The 17,912-nt window shown below is 56.8% G+C and carries 13 protein-coding genes; all 13 read right to left on the bottom strand.

The window, feature by feature from the left end:
• Nucleotides 1–188 precede the first annotated feature (188 nt).
• Entirely contained in the window at nucleotides 189–2,474 is a 2,286-nt protein-coding gene (locus KIH86_RS19765; protein WP_223110623.1) for a methyl-accepting chemotaxis protein, read from the bottom strand.
• 1,044 nt (nucleotides 2,475–3,518) lie between these two features.
• A complete protein-coding gene (locus tag KIH86_RS19770; protein WP_223088004.1) occupies nucleotides 3,519–4,862 on the bottom strand; it encodes an SEC-C metal-binding domain-containing protein in 1,344 nt (447 codons plus the stop codon).
• A gap of 352 nt (nucleotides 4,863–5,214) precedes the next feature.
• Nucleotides 5,215–6,483: a phosphoribosylamine--glycine ligase gene (gene purD, locus KIH86_RS19775; protein WP_223088002.1), complete on the bottom strand. Its 1,269-nt coding sequence runs from the start codon at nucleotides 6,481–6,483 to the stop codon at nucleotides 5,215–5,217.
• Nucleotides 6,484–6,507: 24 nt separating this feature from the next.
• Entirely contained in the window at nucleotides 6,508–8,055 is a 1,548-nt protein-coding gene (gene purH / locus KIH86_RS19780) for a bifunctional phosphoribosylaminoimidazolecarboxamide formyltransferase/IMP cyclohydrolase (RefSeq protein WP_223088000.1), read from the bottom strand.
• 348 nt (nucleotides 8,056–8,403) lie between these two features.
• The gene (purN, locus tag KIH86_RS19785; protein WP_223088071.1) at nucleotides 8,404–9,018 is read right to left on the bottom strand and encodes a phosphoribosylglycinamide formyltransferase; all 615 of its coding nucleotides are present in this window, start codon (nucleotides 9,016–9,018) and stop codon (nucleotides 8,404–8,406) included.
• Nucleotides 9,018–10,061, bottom strand: coding sequence for a phosphoribosylformylglycinamidine cyclo-ligase (gene purM / locus KIH86_RS19790; protein WP_223087998.1), 1,044 nt, complete (start codon nucleotides 10,059–10,061; stop codon nucleotides 9,018–9,020). Before purM ends, purN begins: the two co-directional genes overlap by 1 nt.
• Nucleotides 10,062–10,075: 14 nt before the next feature.
• Complete coding sequence (locus KIH86_RS19795) at nucleotides 10,076–10,708, bottom strand: hypothetical protein (RefSeq protein WP_223110624.1); 633 nt, start codon at nucleotides 10,706–10,708, stop codon at nucleotides 10,076–10,078.
• Nucleotides 10,709–10,812: 104 nt separating this feature from the next.
• Nucleotides 10,813–12,309, bottom strand: a complete 1,497-nt coding sequence (purF, locus tag KIH86_RS19800) for an amidophosphoribosyltransferase (protein ID WP_223087993.1) — start codon at nucleotides 12,307–12,309, stop codon at nucleotides 10,813–10,815.
• Nucleotides 12,294–14,540, bottom strand: a complete 2,247-nt coding sequence (gene purL, locus KIH86_RS19805; RefSeq protein ID WP_223087990.1) for a phosphoribosylformylglycinamidine synthase subunit PurL — start codon at nucleotides 14,538–14,540, stop codon at nucleotides 12,294–12,296. Before purL ends, purF begins: the two co-directional genes overlap by 16 nt.
• A complete protein-coding gene (purQ, locus tag KIH86_RS19810) occupies nucleotides 14,518–15,207 on the bottom strand; it encodes a phosphoribosylformylglycinamidine synthase subunit PurQ (protein WP_223087987.1) in 690 nt (229 codons plus the stop codon). Before purQ ends, purL begins: the two co-directional genes overlap by 23 nt.
• Nucleotides 15,208–15,211: 4 nt before the next feature.
• Nucleotides 15,212–15,457, bottom strand: a complete 246-nt coding sequence (gene purS / locus KIH86_RS19815) for a phosphoribosylformylglycinamidine synthase subunit PurS (RefSeq protein WP_038693570.1) — start codon at nucleotides 15,455–15,457, stop codon at nucleotides 15,212–15,214.
• Nucleotides 15,458–15,684: 227 nt separating this feature from the next.
• The gene (locus tag KIH86_RS19820; RefSeq protein ID WP_223087984.1) at nucleotides 15,685–16,584 is read right to left on the bottom strand and encodes a phosphoribosylaminoimidazolesuccinocarboxamide synthase; all 900 of its coding nucleotides are present in this window, start codon (nucleotides 16,582–16,584) and stop codon (nucleotides 15,685–15,687) included.
• Nucleotides 16,585–16,614: 30 nt separating this feature from the next.
• Nucleotides 16,615–17,910 (bottom strand): adenylosuccinate lyase, encoded by a 1,296-nt coding sequence (gene purB / locus KIH86_RS19825; RefSeq protein WP_223087983.1) that lies wholly within the window; start codon nucleotides 17,908–17,910, stop codon nucleotides 16,615–16,617.
• Nucleotides 17,911–17,912: the final 2 nt, after the last annotated feature.

A 17,912-nucleotide genomic window follows, 5' to 3' on the forward strand; every position in this document is an offset into this window, starting at 1 on the left:
TTGTAAAGATACTCCCCCCGCAAGGAATTTTCAAGCACCGTGACGGCCTTGAGGCTCTCTTCCTGCAATTTCCTGAGGATTGGCTCATACAAGCATGGATTTACGTAAAAAATCCCGGCTGCCGCAGAACCGTTCTGCCGCAACCGGGAACCGGACTGCCATCCATCATGCAGAATCTAAAATATCAATCAGGCCTTGAAGCGGGACACCGTTGCCAGAAGCGAGGCCGCTCCGCTGCGGATTTGCTCCATCTCCGCTACGATGCTGCCGGATTGGGAGATGATCTGTTCCGCGCCGGACGCGATGCTGCCTGCTCCTTCCGCCCCCTCGCTCGTGGCAGCCGTCGTCTCGCCGATGGCGCTTAGCATGCTCTGGATCGACGCCAGGAGCTGCTCGGTCGTCGCGCTGAGATCGGTGACCAGTTCCTCGACATATCTGGCGTCATCGCTGTACTGCGAGCCCGTCTGCTGCATGGCATCATAATCCCGCATGACCTGCTTGTCCACGAAGCTCAGCATATCCTCCGCGCCCTCAACAAGACTGCCTACAGCAGCAACAACCGCTCCTGTTGCCTCCATGATCTCGCTGACGGCGTTACGGGAGCTTTCGGACAGCTTCCGGATTTCTTCCGCTACAACGGCGAAGCCTCTGCCCGCCTCTCCTGCACGGGCCGCTTCGATAGAAGCGTTCAGCGAGAGCAGATTCGTCTGTGCGGCGATATCCAGAATGGCCGTAGTCAGCATCTTGATCTGCTCAATCGAAGCGGAATCCTCGATCGCTTTCCGCAGCTTCTCCTCGCTCCGCCCATAATGCCGCTCCGCCGCCGTTCTCGATTCCAGCGCCGATTCCTTGAGCAGCTCGGCCCGGGCGTTGATCTCCTTGGCCGAGCCGGCGCCCTGATTGGCTTTGTCGGCGATCGCATGAATGGCATTCTCAATTTCCAGTGTGCTGGCATTCAACTCCTGCATCGAAGCCGCCGTCTGCTGCATGCCGGCTGACAGTTCCTCAGTGATAGCGGAGATGTCGGCAATATTATCATCCAATGCCGAGACATTGCCCTCCGTGTTGTGCACTGCCTCCGAAATGCCGCGGGAGCTGTGCAGAATTTCGCCGATCATCTTCTGCTGAGTCGCTATCATTTCGTTGAAGCCGTTCACCAGTAGTCCCATCTGCCCCTTGACCTTAAGGGAGGCGCGGGCCGTCAGATCGCCGGACGAAGCTCTCTGGAAGGCTTCTGTCAGAACCGGAATCGGCTTCAGAATATTGCCGGACAGGAAGAAGAGCAGAAGACCGAGCACAATCACTGAGCCGAGAATCGACAGCACGAAAATAAGCTGGAAGACGCTCAGCTGCTTCTCCGCATCACCCGCCGGGACGAGAAGAGCAACCGCCCATTGCTTGTCCACAGCAGGAGCATAGGATACATACATGGCATGACCGTCCACCTTGGTCTTGACGACGCCGGAGCCCCACTGCACCATCCGGTCGCCGATCGCCTTCCAATCGGTTCCGAGATCGCTCATCTTCTTCATCAGAATATAGTCGCTGTCCGGATGGTAGATGAACGCCCCCGTCTTGTCGACCAGCAGGGCGTACCCGCTTCCTTTGTAGTTGAAATGCTTCAGCGCCTCAGTGATCTGCTGCGTGGAAATATCGGCGCCCGCCACACCGATCAGCTTGCCGCTGTCATCGTTAATGGGCGCACTGACCGTAACTACCATTTTGCCGGAGGTAACGTCGATATAAGGATCGGTCACCGTTAATCCGTTAGTCTTCACCGTTGCAGCATACCAGCCGCGTTCCTTCATATTATAGTCGGCCGGCGGTTCGAACTCGTCCTGCGTAATGAGTTTGTTGACACCGTCCAGCCCTGTATACACATTCAGCAGATTCTTGTTGCTCTCCTTCGTGAAGTTAAGCGTACGGATCAGCTCGCTGTAGCCTTTGGCTGCCTTGACATTATCCGCTGACGAAACGCTGGATATATAATCCCGGACGTAAGCGTTAGCCCCGATCGATTGCACACTGTCGCCCGCAGGCTGAAGCAGCTCGGTCACCTTCGAGGCGATCTGCATTTTCTCATAGTTCAGCGACTGATTGAGATCTTCTACGATAATGCTCTTGGCCCGGTTATAAATCACGCTCGACATCACAAGAAGAATCAGCACGGCCGCCGCAATAACCGACAGGAACAGCTTTCTCCGGATGCCCATTTCCGTGAAGCCGCCGAGAACTTGCTTCCATCTGCTGCGAAATACTGGCGGTTCCTCAGGGCCGTCCCCGGAGGACTCCGGTCCATCGGCGCGACGAATCCCTTTATCCCGGTCTTTCCCTGTTCGTTGCTGAAGCAGACGCTTAAGGCCGGATTTCCCCATTCCGGCTGGTCTTGTCTCCCCTCTCTCTTTACTTTCATTATGCAGTTCTTCGGTTGGCGTTACCTTCTCTACCATAATCATCCCGCCTTCGGCATTCATAAATGATAAAATTTTAATTTTTCAGAAAACCATATGATTTTTTCCTCTTTTTCTAGCACAAATGCACCTCATTCCCCCAGCCGTTTCCGGCTGCAGCCGAACAAAGTGTAGTTGCTCAAATTAGGTTTTCTAAAACAAAGCCGATAACTAAGGATATCGGATTTCAATTATCTGATTTTAAGGGCATGTCAGGTTTTCTCTCAAAAGTGGTGTCTAAAATATGTACACTCGGGATGATACCGAAACGGATTGAAACAGATTGTATACAGGTGACCGCCTGATGGTGTTTTTTTGACGGCTAAAGCTTTGATCATAAGCGGGATAAGCCGCTTTTTAAACACAAAGTTTGTAAAATGACCTGGATTTAAGGTTTTTTTGCAGAAGATACCTAAGTGGTTACAATTCCGAGCATCTATCGTGAACATCAAAAAAGATGACCCCTGACACATTCAGAGGTCATCTACTTGCCCGTTAAACTCAGGATTGTTGGTTATCAGGCATCCTCAATCCGGGTTACAGTTCATATCGAGAATTGAGGCTGCTTGATACTTCTCATTTGTAAGCTTGATTCAGAAATTCCTCCTTTTCTTATTGCCAATAAAATCCACTAACATCATTAAAACTAAAACTAAGACAGATTGGATTAGAGGTTTAACAAANTAAGTTAAATATGAACGTAATAAAGTATCCCAAAATGTAAGTGCTCACCCCATCCCTAGAACCAGGATTTTACAGTTATTATAAGAGTAGCACCTGGGATTCCAAAGTCAATCTTAGAGGTTACATCATGACCTTCAGCAGTAGAACCGGGAGAACCACTAAAGACGAGCACATGTCACCGATTGCCTGAGCGAGTACAATTCCGAGCATCTATCGTGAACATCAAAAAAGATGACCCCTGACACATTCAGAGGTCATCTACTTGCTCGTTAAACTCAGGATTGTTGGTTATCAGGCATCCTCAATCCGGGTTACAGTTCAGAGTATAAGCTTCGCTCACTTAAAAACTTCGATTTCGACTTCAAATTCTACTTCGACTACTACTTACTGCTTCAGCATCCATTTCAACAGCTCCGGTACGCTTGTCCACAGCCGGGAATGAAGAATAACGTACCAGACCGCCTCGTTCGCATCCCCTACACCGATATAATCGGGCAGGCTGTGCGGCAGCATCCGGGCTCCCAGCAAATAATCCGGAACATGCTTGTTCACACCCTGGGCTACCCGATACAGCATTTTCAGCCGGGCGGTTGCGCCGTGGCGTTTGAACTCAAGCACCATCCGGTCATAGGCGTAGGCCGCAGCCTGGTCGTCTCCGGCAAAGCGTTCGAGCCGTTCTTCCGCTTCGTCAAGCCGGTTGTCATACAGATATACGGCGGGTAGCAAGTAGCGTGAGCCTGTATGGTCATCCGTGTCAATCTCCAGAATATGCTCCAGCATCGCAGCGGCCTCAGCCGTCTTCCCGCCGAACCAGCAGGACTCCGCATAGCTGTGACAGAGCCGCACATACGGACGGGCCTCGGGAATGAACCAGAACAAGCCTTTAGCCTCCTGAAAAAGCTCCTCGCCCAGCTTGCGTCTTCCGGCTTCAATACCGCTTCGGATCAGTTCACTCGCCTCGGATTCGTCTTGCGCTTCTTCGGCCAGAATTGCATAAGCCTCCATGCGGTCCGGGTCAAGCTCAAGAACCGCCTGGGCGAACTGTACCCTTGATTTTGGCGAACCGGCCTGTGCCGCTCTGCTCAGCAGCTCTTCAGCCTTCTCCGAAGCATCACCTTTCAACGAGGCGATTACGATCGCGGACGGAAGCATTTCATTGGTTCCACCGATTTCATATTCCTCCATGTACGCCGCCAGTTCCTTGAAACGCCGGGCAACCGTAGCTGCCGTCACCTCATATTTCTGAGCAAGATCCCCCTGTGTAATCAGGAAGCCGTATTCCTCGGACAGCAAATATTCAATTGCCGCGCAGAAGGCGCCTTCCTTCTTGACGACCGGATTCATCGTGCGCGAATAGCCGTTCCAGAGCATCAGCCCTTCCGCGATAAGCTCCTTGTCAAATTCATGTCTCATCTGCTCGATCAGCGTGAGTCCCAGCTGCTGATGGGACGGATGCTCCCATTCAAGCTCGCGGGAGACCATCTTTCTCAGCTTGGGCAGCGTGAGCTTCAATTCCTTCGCGGGAGCTGGGGCCTCGGCGGTCCCCGCCGTCCCTGACTGAAACGGAACCACCGTTCCCGTTCCGGCAACGGCAACTACCGGCTCCGCCGGCACAACAGCAATGTCCTGGCTAGCGCTCCATACCGCCTTGTCGGCTTCCATGCAGCACTTTTTATATTTTTTGCCGCTTCCGCAAGGACACAGCTCATTTCTTCCGATCTTACTCAAACCTGATTCCTCCTTAAATCTTTACAGCACAGGCAAACCGCCCACCCCGATATGTATGCTCTCTCTCTGGACTTTCGTTTATCATTATAGCATTTCAGCATTCAAGGATAAACGCCGTGCGTTTACCGAGAAATAGAAGGCTATGATAAGTGCGAAGCTAATTCATTCTTATATTTAAAAAGGGCCCCTCCATATTTGGAAAGACCCTTCATTCTGTATATATATCCGTACATTTTCCCCCGTACGAATGCTATTATAGCATCTCAATCCCGGCTTGTCAGTCTTTTTTCGGGACTTCTAACATAATAATTTGTGAAATCTGTGAGGCACATGACATACGACTGTTATCCCTCTAGACCAGGGCTTTGGCCGCAATATCGCTGCGGTTCTGCTTGCCTTCGAATGCAATCTTGCCCGCAGCCTCATAGGCGGCGGCGCGAGCTTCAGCGATTCCGGCACCCTGGCCTACAACACCCAGCACCCGACCTCCGCTGGTCACTATGCGGCCGCCTTCGTCAAAAGCCGTCCCCGCATGAAAAATAAGTCCCTCTTGTCCGGCCTCCTCCAGCCCTTCGATCGGAAGCCCATTCTTATAAGAGCCCGGATAGCCCGCCGAAGCCAGCACGACGCAGACCGCCGCTTCCTCGCTCCACTGGATGTTCGTCTCCCCGAGCCGTCCTTCGATGGCCGCCTCGAAAATGTCCAGCAGATCACTCTTCAGTCTCGGCAGCACGACCTGGGTCTCCGGATCGCCAAAACGAGCGTTGAACTCCACCGTCTTCGGCGTTCCGTCCGGAGAGATCATCAGTCCCGCGAACAGCACTCCACGGAAAGGACGTCCCTCGGACACCATCGCCCTAGCCGTCGGCTTGATGATCGTCTCGATCGACTGCTCGATAATCGCGTTGTCAATATGCGGAAGCGGGGAGTACGTTCCCATTCCGCCTGTGTTCGGACCCTTGTCGCCGTCAAAGACCGGCTTATGGTCCTGCGCTGCCGGCATCGGCAGCACAGTCTCACCGTCCACGAAGGCCAGAATTGACATCTCTTGCCCGGCCAGGAATTCCTCGATAACGACCTGGCTTCCGGCTTCGCCGAACACGCGGGACACCATCATATCCTGAAGGGCCTGCTCGGCCTCTTCCCTGGAGTAAGCAACCGTCACGCCCTTGCCTGCGGCAAGACCGTCCGCCTTGATCACAACCGGAATCGGCTGCTCCCGAAGATAAGCCAGCGCCTCTTCATACTCCGTGAACTTGCGGTAGGCGGCGGTCGGGATATTGTATTTGTGCAGCAGATCCTTCATAAAAGCCTTGCTGCCTTCAATCTCAGCCGCGTTCTTGCGGGGGCCAAAGACGCGAAGCCCTTCGCCCTCCAGATGGTCCACAATTCCTGCGGCCAGCGGATCATCCGGGCCTACCACGACAAGCCCGACCTTCTTCTCCTTGGCAAAAGCAGCCTGCTTGTCGAACTCGAACACGCCGATCGGCACGCATTCCGCAATCTGCGCGATCCCGGCATTGCCGGGCGCGCAGTAAATCTTGTCCGCTCTAGGGCTCTTCGACAGGCTCCAGCATATGGCATGCTCCCGTCCGCCGCCCCCGATAACCAAAATATCCATGGTCTTTACAACCTCCGGTCGGTTCTAGTGTTTAAAGTGACGAACGCCGGTGAAGACCATAGCAATACCATGCTCGTTCGCCGCTGCGATGGACTCTTTGTCACGGATGGAGCCGCCCGGCTGGATGATGGCGGTGATGCCCGCTTTGGCTGCTTCCTCCACCGTATCGTTCATCGGGAAGTATGCGTCGGATGCCAGAACGGCTCCCTTGGCTTTATCCCCGGCCTGCTCAATGGCGATCTTGGCGGAACCGACGCGGTTCATTTGGCCCGCGCCTACGCCGACCGTCATGTTGTCCGCAGCCAGCACAATCGCGTTGGATTTCACATGCTTAACGACCTTCCAGCCGAACAGCAGCTGCTTCAGCTCTTCTTCGGTTGGCTTCCGGTCGGTGACGACCTGCAGATCATCCGCCGTGATGGAATGCACATCGCTGTCCTGTACGACCATGCCGCCCTCAACGGTTGTGATGACCAGGCTGCTCTTGCGGTCGGCCGCCGCGCCCAGCTCGCTGATCTTCAGCAGTCGGATGTTCTTCTTCTTCGTCAGAAGCTCAAGCGCTTCGTCGGTGAATCCGGGAGCCAGGATGATCTCCAGGAACATGTCCTTCAGGATATTTGCCGTATCGGAATCGATATAACGATTCGATGCCACAATGCCGCCGAAGATGGAGACCGGATCGGCATCATAGGCTTTTTGGAAAGCACTCAGAACGCTATCGCCTACACCCACTCCGCAAGGATTCATATGCTTCACGGCAACGACAGTCGGCTCATCAAATTCCTTGATGATCTGCAGCGCTGCGTTGGCGTCATTGATGTTGTTGTAAGACAGCTCCTTGCCGTGCAGCTGCTCGGCAGTTGTCAGCGAAGCGCCGGACGCCAGCGGCTTGCGGTAGAACGCCGCCTTCTGATGCGGATTCTCGCCATAGCGCAGGTCCTGGATCTTCTCATAAGTAACGGTTAAGCGCTCCGGCAGCGGATCGCCGGTCACGTTCGACAGGTAATCGGAAATCAGGGCGTCATATGCCGCCGTATGGCGGAAGACTTTGGCCGCAAGCCGTTTGCGGGTTTCGAGCGTCGTGTCGCCGCCGGCGCGAATTTCTTCCAGCACCTGTCCGTAGTCGGCCGAATCGACCACTACACTGACGAAAGCATGGTTCTTCGCTGCCGAACGCAGCATGGTCGGTCCGCCGATGTCGATGTTCTCGATCGCTTCCTCATAAGTGACATCCGGTTTGGCGATGGTTGCGGCAAAAGGATACAGATTGACAACGACGAGGTCGATGTAATCCAGACCCAGCTCCTTCATCTGACGCGTATGCTCTTCGTTGTCGCGTACAGCCAGCAGTCCGCTATGCACCGCCGGATGGAGCGTCTTCACGCGGCCGTCCATAATTTCCGGAAAGCCCGTTACGTCTGAAATGCCGATAACCGGTACGCCTTCCTTGGCGAGAAGAGTGCTCGTTCCGCCTGTCGAAATGATCTCTACACCAAGACTCGACAGCTCGCGGCAAAAATCCACGATGCCCTGTTTGTCCGATACGCTGACCAGCGCTCTTTTGATACTCACTTTGTATAATCCTCCTCCATATTGACCTGCTGTTGGCTGTTAACATGAACTGTATCAATCATTAAAGGGAAACGATGAACCGACATTCACCCGATGAGTTAACGGAATGAATCAGCGTCCTCCGGACACCTTCACCCGCTATGATTCAAGCCGGGGCGGCAGTTTCTGCGTACAGGTCCCGACAGGAGGCAAGACGGTATTTCCCGAGAAATATCGAAGCTGCATTCATCTCTGTCGAAAAAACCTCAAGCTCCGCGGCATGTCACCCTTGAACTCTGTTTATTCGTCAGGGCTCGCAGCCACGGCCTTACGCTCCCTCTTGTGTCTATCCGCATCTATGACTTTGCTCTATGCCCGGATTGTCGCCACTCGGCCTTCCAACGTTACCCGGCCTGCGGCGAACGCCGCGACCACCTCAGGGTAGAGCTCATATTCGACCTCATGAATGCGCTGCGCCAGTGCATCCGCTGTATCGCCGTCTTCCACGGCGACAGCGCGCTGGGCGATAACCGGACCGGTATCCATGCCGCCATCGACAAAATGCACCGTCACGCCCGTCAGCTTCACGCCGTATTCCAGCGCCTGCCCGATCGCGTCCTTGCCGGCAAAGGCCGGGAGCAGCGACGGGTGGATGTTGAGAATCCGGCCCGCATACGGTTCGAGCAGCACCGGAGTAATCAGCCGCATGTAACCGGCCAGCACAATCAGGCCGATCTCACGCCGACGCAGTTCCTCTACAATCCGCGCTTCGTACTCCTGGCGGCTTGCAAATTCTTTGGGCCGAAGCAGCAGCGAGGGAATTCCCGCTTCCTCTGCCCGCTTCGCCACCGGCGCCTCCGGCCGGTCGGATACGAGCAGCTCGATTACTCCGCCCCCAAGCCGACCTTCCGCCTGCGCCTTTGCCAGCGCCGCAAAATTGCTGCCCGTTCCCGAGGCGAACACGGCGATCCGGCTGAAATCCATCATACTTCGGCTCCCTTAAAGGTAACTATACGCTCGCCTTCCGTCACCGCGCCGATGACATACGCTTCCTCGCCGCTGTCCTTCAGCAGTTTGAGGGCTTCGTCCGCTTGCGCTGAATCCACCACCAGCACGAGTCCGATGCCCATGTTGAAAGTGGTGAACATGTCGCGGTTGCTCACGCCCCCCTTGCTCTGCAGCAGCCCGAAGACCGGCAGAATCGGCCAGGAGCCGTATTCGATCTGCACGTTCACGCCTTCCGGAAGCGTACGCGGGATGTTCTCGATGAAGCCTCCGCCCGTAATATGCGCCATCCCCTTCACCTGAATACGCTCCAGCAGGGCGAGCAATGGTTTCACATAGATTTTGGTCGGAGCCAGCAGCACATCAGCCAGAGGCGCGCCCAGTTCAGGCAGCACTTCATCCAGACCGTATCCGCCTTCCCCGTCCAGCAAAAGCTTGCGCACCAGCGAGAACCCGTTGCTGTGCACACCGCTCGACGCAAGGCCAATGACCGTATCGCCGGGCTTGATGCTCTCGCCGGTTACCAGCTTGGCTTTGTCCGCCACGCCGACCGTGAAACCCGCGATGTCGTACTCGCCTTCCGCGTACATGCCTGGCATCTCAGCCGTCTCGCCGCCGATCAGCGCGCAGCCTGCCTGGTAGCAGCCCTCCGCGATGCCCGACACGATGGCTTCAATCTTCTCCGGCACTACCTTGTCGCAGGCCAGATAATCGAGGAAAAAGAGCGGCTCCGCACCCTGCACGACGATATCGTTCACGCACATGGCGACTGCGTCGATGCCGATCGTGTCGTGGCGGTCCGCCGCGAAGGCGATCTTCAGCTTCGTGCCGACGCCGTCGGTTCCCGATACGAGCACCGGCTCTTCGTATTTATCTTTATTCAGGCCGAACAGGGCGCCGAAGCCGCCCAGCTCCGTCATAACTTCCGGACGGAACGTGCGCTTCACATGCTTCTTCATCCGTTCAACCGCTTCATTGCCCGCCGCAATATCGACACCGGCGTTTTTATAAGCTTCCGACACTTGGACACCTCATTTCAAGTAGTGGGGGGAGAGATTCCGATCAGAGCCGCCACTTGCGCGGACAGCTTGGACTTCCGATCGCTGTTATAGTTGGATTTCCTTATTGAACCGCCAGGCGGTTGAAATCCAACTATAAAGGCGAACGCTATCGCTTCTCCAGTTCCAATCTTCCTCTTCGTGGCGCCTCCTCCGGAATCGTAGGAGGCGCAGCATAAGAGCCGGGCGCCTCTATTCAGGCGCCCCGGCTCCAAAGCGAGGCCGGCCAGCGAATTCGCGCAGCGAACAGGTTTAGGCCGGCCGAGCCCCCTGCGACGACCCGAAGGAGCCGCAGATAACCGCGCCAAGCGAAGCGGCGGCGGACCCATCCTGCCGAGACCGGCCAACGCATTCGCGAAGCGAACAGGCTCGGGCCGGTCGAGCACCTGCGGCGATCCGAAGGAGCCGCAGGTAACCGCGCCAAGCGAAGCGGCGGCGGACCCATCCTGCCGAGACCGGCCACGAATTCGCGAAGCGAACAGGCTGGGGCCGGTCGAGCACCTGCGGCGATCCGCAGGAGCCGCAGCACGCTGCGCCGCCAAAGCGTGTCCCAGCCTTCCGCGCCAGCGGAAGGCTGGGACGGACGCGCTCAACGCTCGAACATCGCTCACCATCGTTACAAACCAAACACCATTCCGCCAAAAATTCCGGGTGGCCGGAGGGCCAGGGCCCTCCGGGGTCCCCCTGGCAGGGGGATTTAGGGGGTGGTCCCCAATTAGCAGCCGCAGCCTTCCTTCTCTTCCCCGCCGAAGTCAACCTGCGTCGGGTAGTCATTGTCGAAGCAGGACAGGCACAGTCCGCCTTTGTAATCGCCGGCGTTGCCGCCGCCGATGGACCGGATCAGGCCTTCCGGTGACAGGAATGACAGGGAGTCGGCGTTGATTTCCTTCCGCATCTCTTCAATGGACTGGCGGGAAGCGATCAGCTCCCGCCGGTCCGGCGTATCGATGCCGTAGAAGCACGGGTTCTTGAAGGGCGGCGATGTAATCCGTACATGCACCTCGGTTGCGCCAGCCTCGCGCAGCAGATTGACGATCCGCCGCGAGGTCGTGCCGCGCACGATGGAGTCGTCGATCATGACGACCCGCTGGCCCTCGACGACGCGCCGGACGGCGCTGAGCTTCATCTTGACGCCCTGCTCGCGCAGCTCCTGGCTGGGCTGGATAAAGGTCCGGCCCGTATATTTGTTCTTGATCAGTCCAAGCTCATACGGAATGCCCGTCTGCTCCGCGTAGCCGATGGCGGCGGAGATGCTGGAATCCGGCACGCCGGTCACGATGTCGGCGTCGACGAAGCCTTCCAGCGCCAGACGGCTGCCCATCCGCTTGCGCGCGGCATGCAGGTTGGAGCCGTTCATGTCGCTGTCCGGGCGCGCGAAGTAGATGTACTCCATCGCGCAGAGCGCCTTGCGCTCCGGCTCGGCGAACCGGTCCTCCGTGAGACCGTTCTTGTCCAGAATCAGCAGCTCGCCTGGCTGAATGTCGCGGACTAATTCCGCGCCGATCGTCTCAAGCGCGCAGGATTCGGAGGCGAAAATATACGCCTCGCCCACCCGTCCCATTACGAGCGGCCGCAGGCCGTTCGGATCGGAAGCGACGAGCAGCTTGTCGTTCGTCATCAGCAGGAACGCGAAACCGCCCACCAGCTGACGCAGCGCATCCTTGGCCGCTTCGACGAATTCCTTAGGCGAGCGGGCGATGAGATGCGCCAGCACCTCGGTGTCGCTCGTCGTCTGAAAGATTGAGCCGCTGCTCTCCAGCTGGCGCCGGATCACAGGCTCGTTCACGATATTCCCGTTCGTTGCAATCGCGAGATCGCCGTCCCGGTATTTGAAGATCAGCGGCTGCGCGTTCGACAGCCGGCTGTCGCCGCTGGTGGAGTAGCGGACATGTCCAATGGACATATCGCCAACAAGCGACTGTATTTTATCCTTGTCAAAGACTTCCTTAACCAGACCCATGCCCCGGTGATAATTGAAATCCCGGCCGCTTGCCACGCAGATTCCCGCGCTTTCCTCACCGCGGTGCTGCAGCGCGTGCAGGCCGTAATAGGACATGGAAGCGGCCTCCGGGTGTCCGAAGACCCCGAATACGCCGCATTCTTCCTTGAGTGTGTCGAATATGTCTCCCGAGCCCGTACCCTCATTGTAAAAGTCGCCGGTCCACAGGAGGTGTTCTCCCTGCTTGTTCCCGGTCTTTATTTCATAAGACATGGAATAGCATCCTCCCAAATGGTGGTCAGCTCCGATACCGGCTCGTCCAGCGCGGAAGCGCCGTCCAGATGCACCCGCAGACGCTCTCCGCCGACCGTTCCGATATTCCGGACCGGCACACCCGCAGCTTCGATGTAGGCGCGAAGCTCTTCGGCCTTGGCGCTTGCAGCCGTCAGCAGGATGCGCGATTGGCTCTCGCTGAACAGCGCCACATCGGAACGCAGTCCGTTTGCGGACAGCTCAACATTCGCGCCGATGCGTCCGCTGATGCTGCTCTCGGCCAGTGCGGCGGCGAGTCCGCCCTCGGACAGGTCATGCGCCGACGCCACAAGCCCCTTCTTGATCGCGCCAAGAACAGCGTCAAGCAGCTTGCGCTCGGTAGCGAGGTCAATCGCCGGCGGGCGTCCTTCCGTTACGCCGTGAACGGCGTATTGGAATTCGCTGCCGCCAAGCTCTGCGAAGGTGTCGCCAAGCAGCAGAATCTGATCCCCTTCATTCTTGAAGCCCTGTGTTGTGATATGATCCGTATCTTCGACCAATCCGACCATGCCGACGACCGGCGTCGGGTAGATCGCACCGGTAGCATTTTCATTATAGAGACTGACGTTGCCGCCGATAACCGGGGTCTCCAGCACGCGGCAGGCTTCCGCCATGCCGTCTACGGCACGTTCCATCTGCCAGAAAATATCCGGCTTCTCGGGGCTACCGAAATTCAGGTTGTCGGTGATCGCAAGCGGCTGTCCGCCGGAGCAGACGATGTTGCGCGCAGCTTCTGCGGTCGCAATTTTACCGCCGACTTCCGGGTCCAGATACACAAAGCGTCCGTTGCAGTCCGTCGTCATCGCCAGACCTTTGCGTGTGCCGTGAATCGTCACAACCGCTGCGTCGGAGCCTGGACGAACCGCCGTGCTGGTGCGGACCATATAGTCGTATTGGTTATAAATCCATGCCTTGCTCGCCACTGTTGGAGAGCCAAGCACTTTTTTCAGCGCGCCGCCCAGATCCTTCACTTCTTCGTAGCGAAGCGTATCGACGGAAGCATTCTCCTCATAGTAGGCAGGTACGGCAGAAGGCTTGTTATACACCGGACACTCGTCCACGAGCGCCGTTACCGGCATGTCGCCAACTACCTCGCCGTGATGGAACAGCTTCAGGCGGCCGTCGTCCGTAACCTTGCCGACCTTGCAGCAGATAACGCCCCAGCGGTCAAAAATTTCCTGAGCCTGGGCTTCGTCCTTCGGCTCAACGACGAACAGCATGCGTTCCTGGGATTCCGAGAGCATCATTTCGTAAGGCGTCATGCCTTCCTCGCGCTGCGGAACCTGATCGAGATACAGCTCCAGACCGTTGCCCGCCTTGCTCGCCATTTCCGAGCTAGAGCAGGTCAGACCCGCCGCGCCCATGTCCTGAATACCGAGCACGATGCCGCTGTCGATCAGTTCGAGGCAGGCTTCCATGACGAGCTTCTCCATGAACGGATCGCCGACCTGAACAGCCGAGCGTTTCTCTTCCGACTCTTCGCTCAGCTCGACCGATGCGAAGGTTGCGCCGTGAATGCCGTCACGCCCCGTTGGCGGGCCGACATAGAACACGGGGTTGCCCACGCCTTTGGCGACGCCGCGCTGAATCTTGTCATGATCGATCAGGCCGACGCACATAGCGTTGACGAGCGGGTTGCCGTCATAGCTGTCGTCGAACATAACTTCGCCGCCAACCGTCGGGATGCCGATACAGTTTCCGTAGCCTGCGATGCCGGAGACAACATGCTCGAACAGATATTTCGTCCGTTCGCTCTCCAGCTTGCCGAAGCGCAGGGAATTCAGGACGGCAACCGGTCTTGCGCCCATCGAGAAAATATCGCGGATAATCCCGCCCACGCCCGTTGCCGCGCCCTGATACGGTTCAACGGCGGATGGATGGTTGTGGCTCTCGATTTTGAACACGACGGCCTGGTTGTCGCCGATATCCACAATGCCCGCGCCCTCACCCGGTCCCATGAGAACCTTCGGTCCGCTGATCGGGAACCGCTTGAGCAGCGGCTTCGAGTTCTTGTAGGCGCAGTGCTCGGACCACATTACGCTGAACACGCCGATTTCCGTATAGTTTGGAAGGCGTCCCATGAATCCGCAGATCAGCTCGTATTCGCTGTCCGACACGCCGAACTGGCTGTAAATCTTCTGATCCTTAATTTGCTCCGCAGTCGGTTCCTTAACGGACACTTGCTGTGCCATGCGAATCCCTCCAGGTCTTCAAAATTGAGGTGAACATCCGTTTGCCGTCCTCGGAGCCCAGCAGGGTGCTGACAGCGCGTTCCGGATGGGGCATCATGCCGACGACATTGCCCTTTTTATTACAGATCCCCGCAATGTCGGCCAGAGAGCCGTTGGGGTTATTGGTATACGTGAAGACAATCTGGTTATTTGCTTTCAGTTCGGCCAGCGTTTCTTCATCGCAGTAGTAGTTGCCTTCGCCATGAGCGATCGGGATGACGATCTCTTCGCCCTCGGCAAAGTCGGTCGTAAACGGGGTTTGGTTATTAACAACCTTAAGCGTTGTATCATGACATCGGAATTTCATCGAATTGTTGCGGAGCAGCGCGCCCGGAAGCAGACCCGCCTCGGTTAGAATCTGGAAGCCGTTGCAGATGCCGAGGATGAATTTGCCCTCTTCCGCTGCCTTCGCCACCTCGTTCATCACCGGAGCGAAGCGCGAAATCGCGCCGCAGCGCAGATAGTCGCCGTAAGAGAAACCGCCGGGAACGAGAATGCAGTCATAAGCCGACAGGTCGGTATTCGTGTGCCACACGTAATCGACTGGCTCGCCCAGCGAGTCCTGAACCGCTTTGTAGCAGTCTATATCGCAATTGGAGCCGGGGAACACAAGCACAGCAAATTTCATGAAGTTACGCCTCCAATTCGTATCGGTAATCCTCGATCACCGTGTTGGCCAGCAGCTTCTCGCACATCTCTTTCAGACGCGCGCCCGCTTCCTCGCGGTTGTCGGTATCGAGAGTAAGCTCCATGTACTTGCCGATGCGCACGCTCTCTGCTTCCTGGAAGCCCATGGAATGCAGCGCTCCCTGTACTGCTACACCCTGGGGGTCCAGCACGCTTTTTTTAATGGTGACATATACCGTCGCTTTTAACATACTTTCTCGTTCCTCCTAAGAATTTAATCCCCCAAAAGTGACGAATCACCTGGGAGCTTATTCCGATTACTTTTGGGGGAGCCCCCGTAAACCCATATTCCCCCAAAAGTGACGAATCACCTGGGAGCTTATTCCGATTACTTTTGGGGGAGCCCCGTAAACCACATTCCCCCGAACAGTGACGTGTCACCTGGGAGCTTGTTCCGATTACTTTTTTCCAAAAAAATTCAGTTCAGCCCATGCCCTGTCAGACGGCGGTAAATGTCCAGATAGCGGTTGCTCGTCTCCTCAACCACCTCGGCCGGAAGCGGGTCCGGCGTGCTGTTCTTATCCCATGAGGAGGAAGCCAGGTACGTGCGCACCGGCTCTTTGTCCATGCTGTCGATTTCAATATCCAGCGCATACTTGTCCTTGGCCCAGAACCGGGAAGCATCCGGCGTAAAGATCTCGTCGATCAAAATCACTTTGCCGTCCAGCACTCCGAATTCGAACTTGCAGTCCGCCAGCAGAATGCCGCGCTCCGCGCAGTAGCTCTCGGCAAAAGCGTACAGCTTCAGGCTCTTCGCCTTCAGCTCGTCCGCCAGCTCCGCTCCAACCAGCTCCCGCATTTGCTCAAACGGAATGTCTTCGTCATGACCGACATCGTTCTTCGCCGCAGGCGTGAAAATCGGCTCTGCCAGCTTCGCATTCTTGCGCAGTCCCTCCGGCAGCTTGATGCCGTTCACCGCGCCGGTCTGCTGGTACTGACGCCAGCCGCCGCCCGTGATATAGCCCCGGACCACACATTCGATATCCACACGCTCTGCCTTGCGCACCACCATGATCCGGTTCTTCAGCAGCTCCCGGTTCTCTTCCTTGACGATGCCTTCCAGACGATTCACATCGATATGCACGACATGGTTCTCCAGCAGGTTCTTCGTCTGGCCGAACCAGAACGCGCTCAGCCGGTTCAGCACATTGCCCTTGTCCGGCACGGCCGGCTCCAGCACGTAATCGAATGCCGAGATCCGGTCGGTCACGACGATCAGCATATGCTCACCCAAATCATACAGCTCGCGCACCTTGCCTTTGTACAGCAGCGGAGCATCGATCAGATCAACCGCGGTCGAGACGGTCGCTTGTGTCATGGCTGTTCCTCCCCATCTTTCTCTATCAATCTAAATTAGGCCCAATCTGCGGAAGATCGTATTCACATTCTTGAGATGCCAGGACGGATTGAACGCGTCCGCGATTTCCTCCGGACTCAGCACTTCCGTAATTTCCGGTGTCTCCTCGATAATGTCGCGGAACTGGCGCTGTGTCTCCCAGGCCTGCATGGCGCGGGGCTGCACGGTATCGTACGCCTGCTCGCGGCTGAAGCCCTTGTCGATGAGCTTCGTCAAGACGCGGCCGGAGAACGGCACGCCGTACGTGCGCTCCATGTTGCGCTTCATGTTCTCCGGGAACACGGTCAGGTTCTTCACGATGTTGCCGAAGCGGTTCAGCATGTAGTTGAGCAGCATCGTCGCATCCGGGAGAATGATCCGTTCCACCGAGGAATGCGAGATGTCGCGCTCATGCCAGAGCGGCACATTCTCGTAAGCTGTCATCATATGTCCGCGAATGACGCGGGACAGGCCGGAGATGTTCTCGCAGCCGATCGGGTTGCGCTTGTGCGGCATGGCCGAGGAGCCTTTTTGACCCTTGGCAAAAGCTTCCTCGACCTCACGAACCTCGCTCTTCTGCAGCGCGCGAATTTCCGTCGCGAACTTGTCCATTGAGGTCGCGATCAGCGCCAGTGTCGCCATGTACTCGGCATGGCGGTCACGCTGCAGCGTCTGCGTCGAAATCGGCGCCGGGCTTGTGCCCAGCTTCTTGCAGACGAACTCTTCCACGAACGGGTCGATGTTGGCGTAGGTGCCGACCGCGCCGGAGATTTTGCCGAACTGGACGCCGTTCGCCGCATGGCGGAACCGCTCCAGGTTCCGTTTCATTTCCTCGTGCCACAGCGCCATTTTGAGGCCGAAGGTCGTCGGCTCGGCATGTACGCCGTGGGTACGGCCCATCATCGGCGTATCCTTGTAGGCAATCGCTTTGTCCTTCAGAATATCGATGAAGTTCAGAAGGTCCTTCTCCAGAATTTCATTGGCCTGGCGCAGCAAATAGCCGAGCGCCGTGTCCACGACATCGGTTGAGGTCAGTCCGTAGTGTACCCATTTGCGTTCCGCTCCGAGGCTCTCGGACACCGCGCGGGTGAAGGCGATAACGTCATGGCGCGTCTCCAGCTCGATTTCATAGATGCGTTCGATATCGAATTTCGCGTTCTTCCGCAGCTCTACCGTATCTTCCTTCGGAATGACGCCAAGCTCCGCCCACGCTTCACAGGCGCACAGCTCCACTTCCAGCCATGCCTTGAATTTATTCTCCTCGGTCCAGATAGCCCGCATTTCCGGTCTGCTGTAACGTTCGATCATGT

The organism is Paenibacillus sinensis (genome assembly GCF_019904155.1).
In the GTDB taxonomy this organism is placed as follows: Bacteria; Bacillota; Bacilli; order Paenibacillales; family Paenibacillaceae; genus Paenibacillus_AQ; species Paenibacillus_AQ sinensis.

Coding starts and splice junctions, on each gene's coding strand:
- purN (WP_223088071.1), bottom strand. CDS start 9,018: ATGGATTTCAGCCGGATCGCCGTGTTCGCCTCGGGAACGGGCAGCAAT.
- purD (WP_223088002.1), bottom strand. CDS start 6,483: ATGGATATTTTGGTTATCGGGGGCGGCGGACGGGAGCATGCCATATGC.
- purL (WP_223087990.1), bottom strand. CDS start 14,540: ATGGCACAGCAAGTGTCCGTTAAGGAACCGACTGCGGAGCAAATTAAG.
- purB (WP_223087983.1), bottom strand. CDS start 17,910: ATGATCGAACGTTACAGCAGACCGGAAATGCGGGCTATCTGGACCGAG.
- purS (WP_038693570.1), bottom strand. CDS start 15,457: ATGTTAAAAGCGACGGTATATGTCACCATTAAAAAAAGCGTGCTGGAC.
- purQ (WP_223087987.1), bottom strand. CDS start 15,207: ATGAAATTTGCTGTGCTTGTGTTCCCCGGCTCCAATTGCGATATAGAC.
- purF (WP_223087993.1), bottom strand. CDS start 12,309: ATGTCTTATGAAATAAAGACCGGGAACAAGCAGGGAGAACACCTCCTG.
- KIH86_RS19820 (WP_223087984.1), bottom strand. CDS start 16,584: ATGACACAAGCGACCGTCTCGACCGCGGTTGATCTGATCGATGCTCCG.
- KIH86_RS19765 (WP_223110623.1), bottom strand. CDS start 2,474: ATGAATGCCGAAGGCGGGATGATTATGGTAGAGAAGGTAACGCCAACC.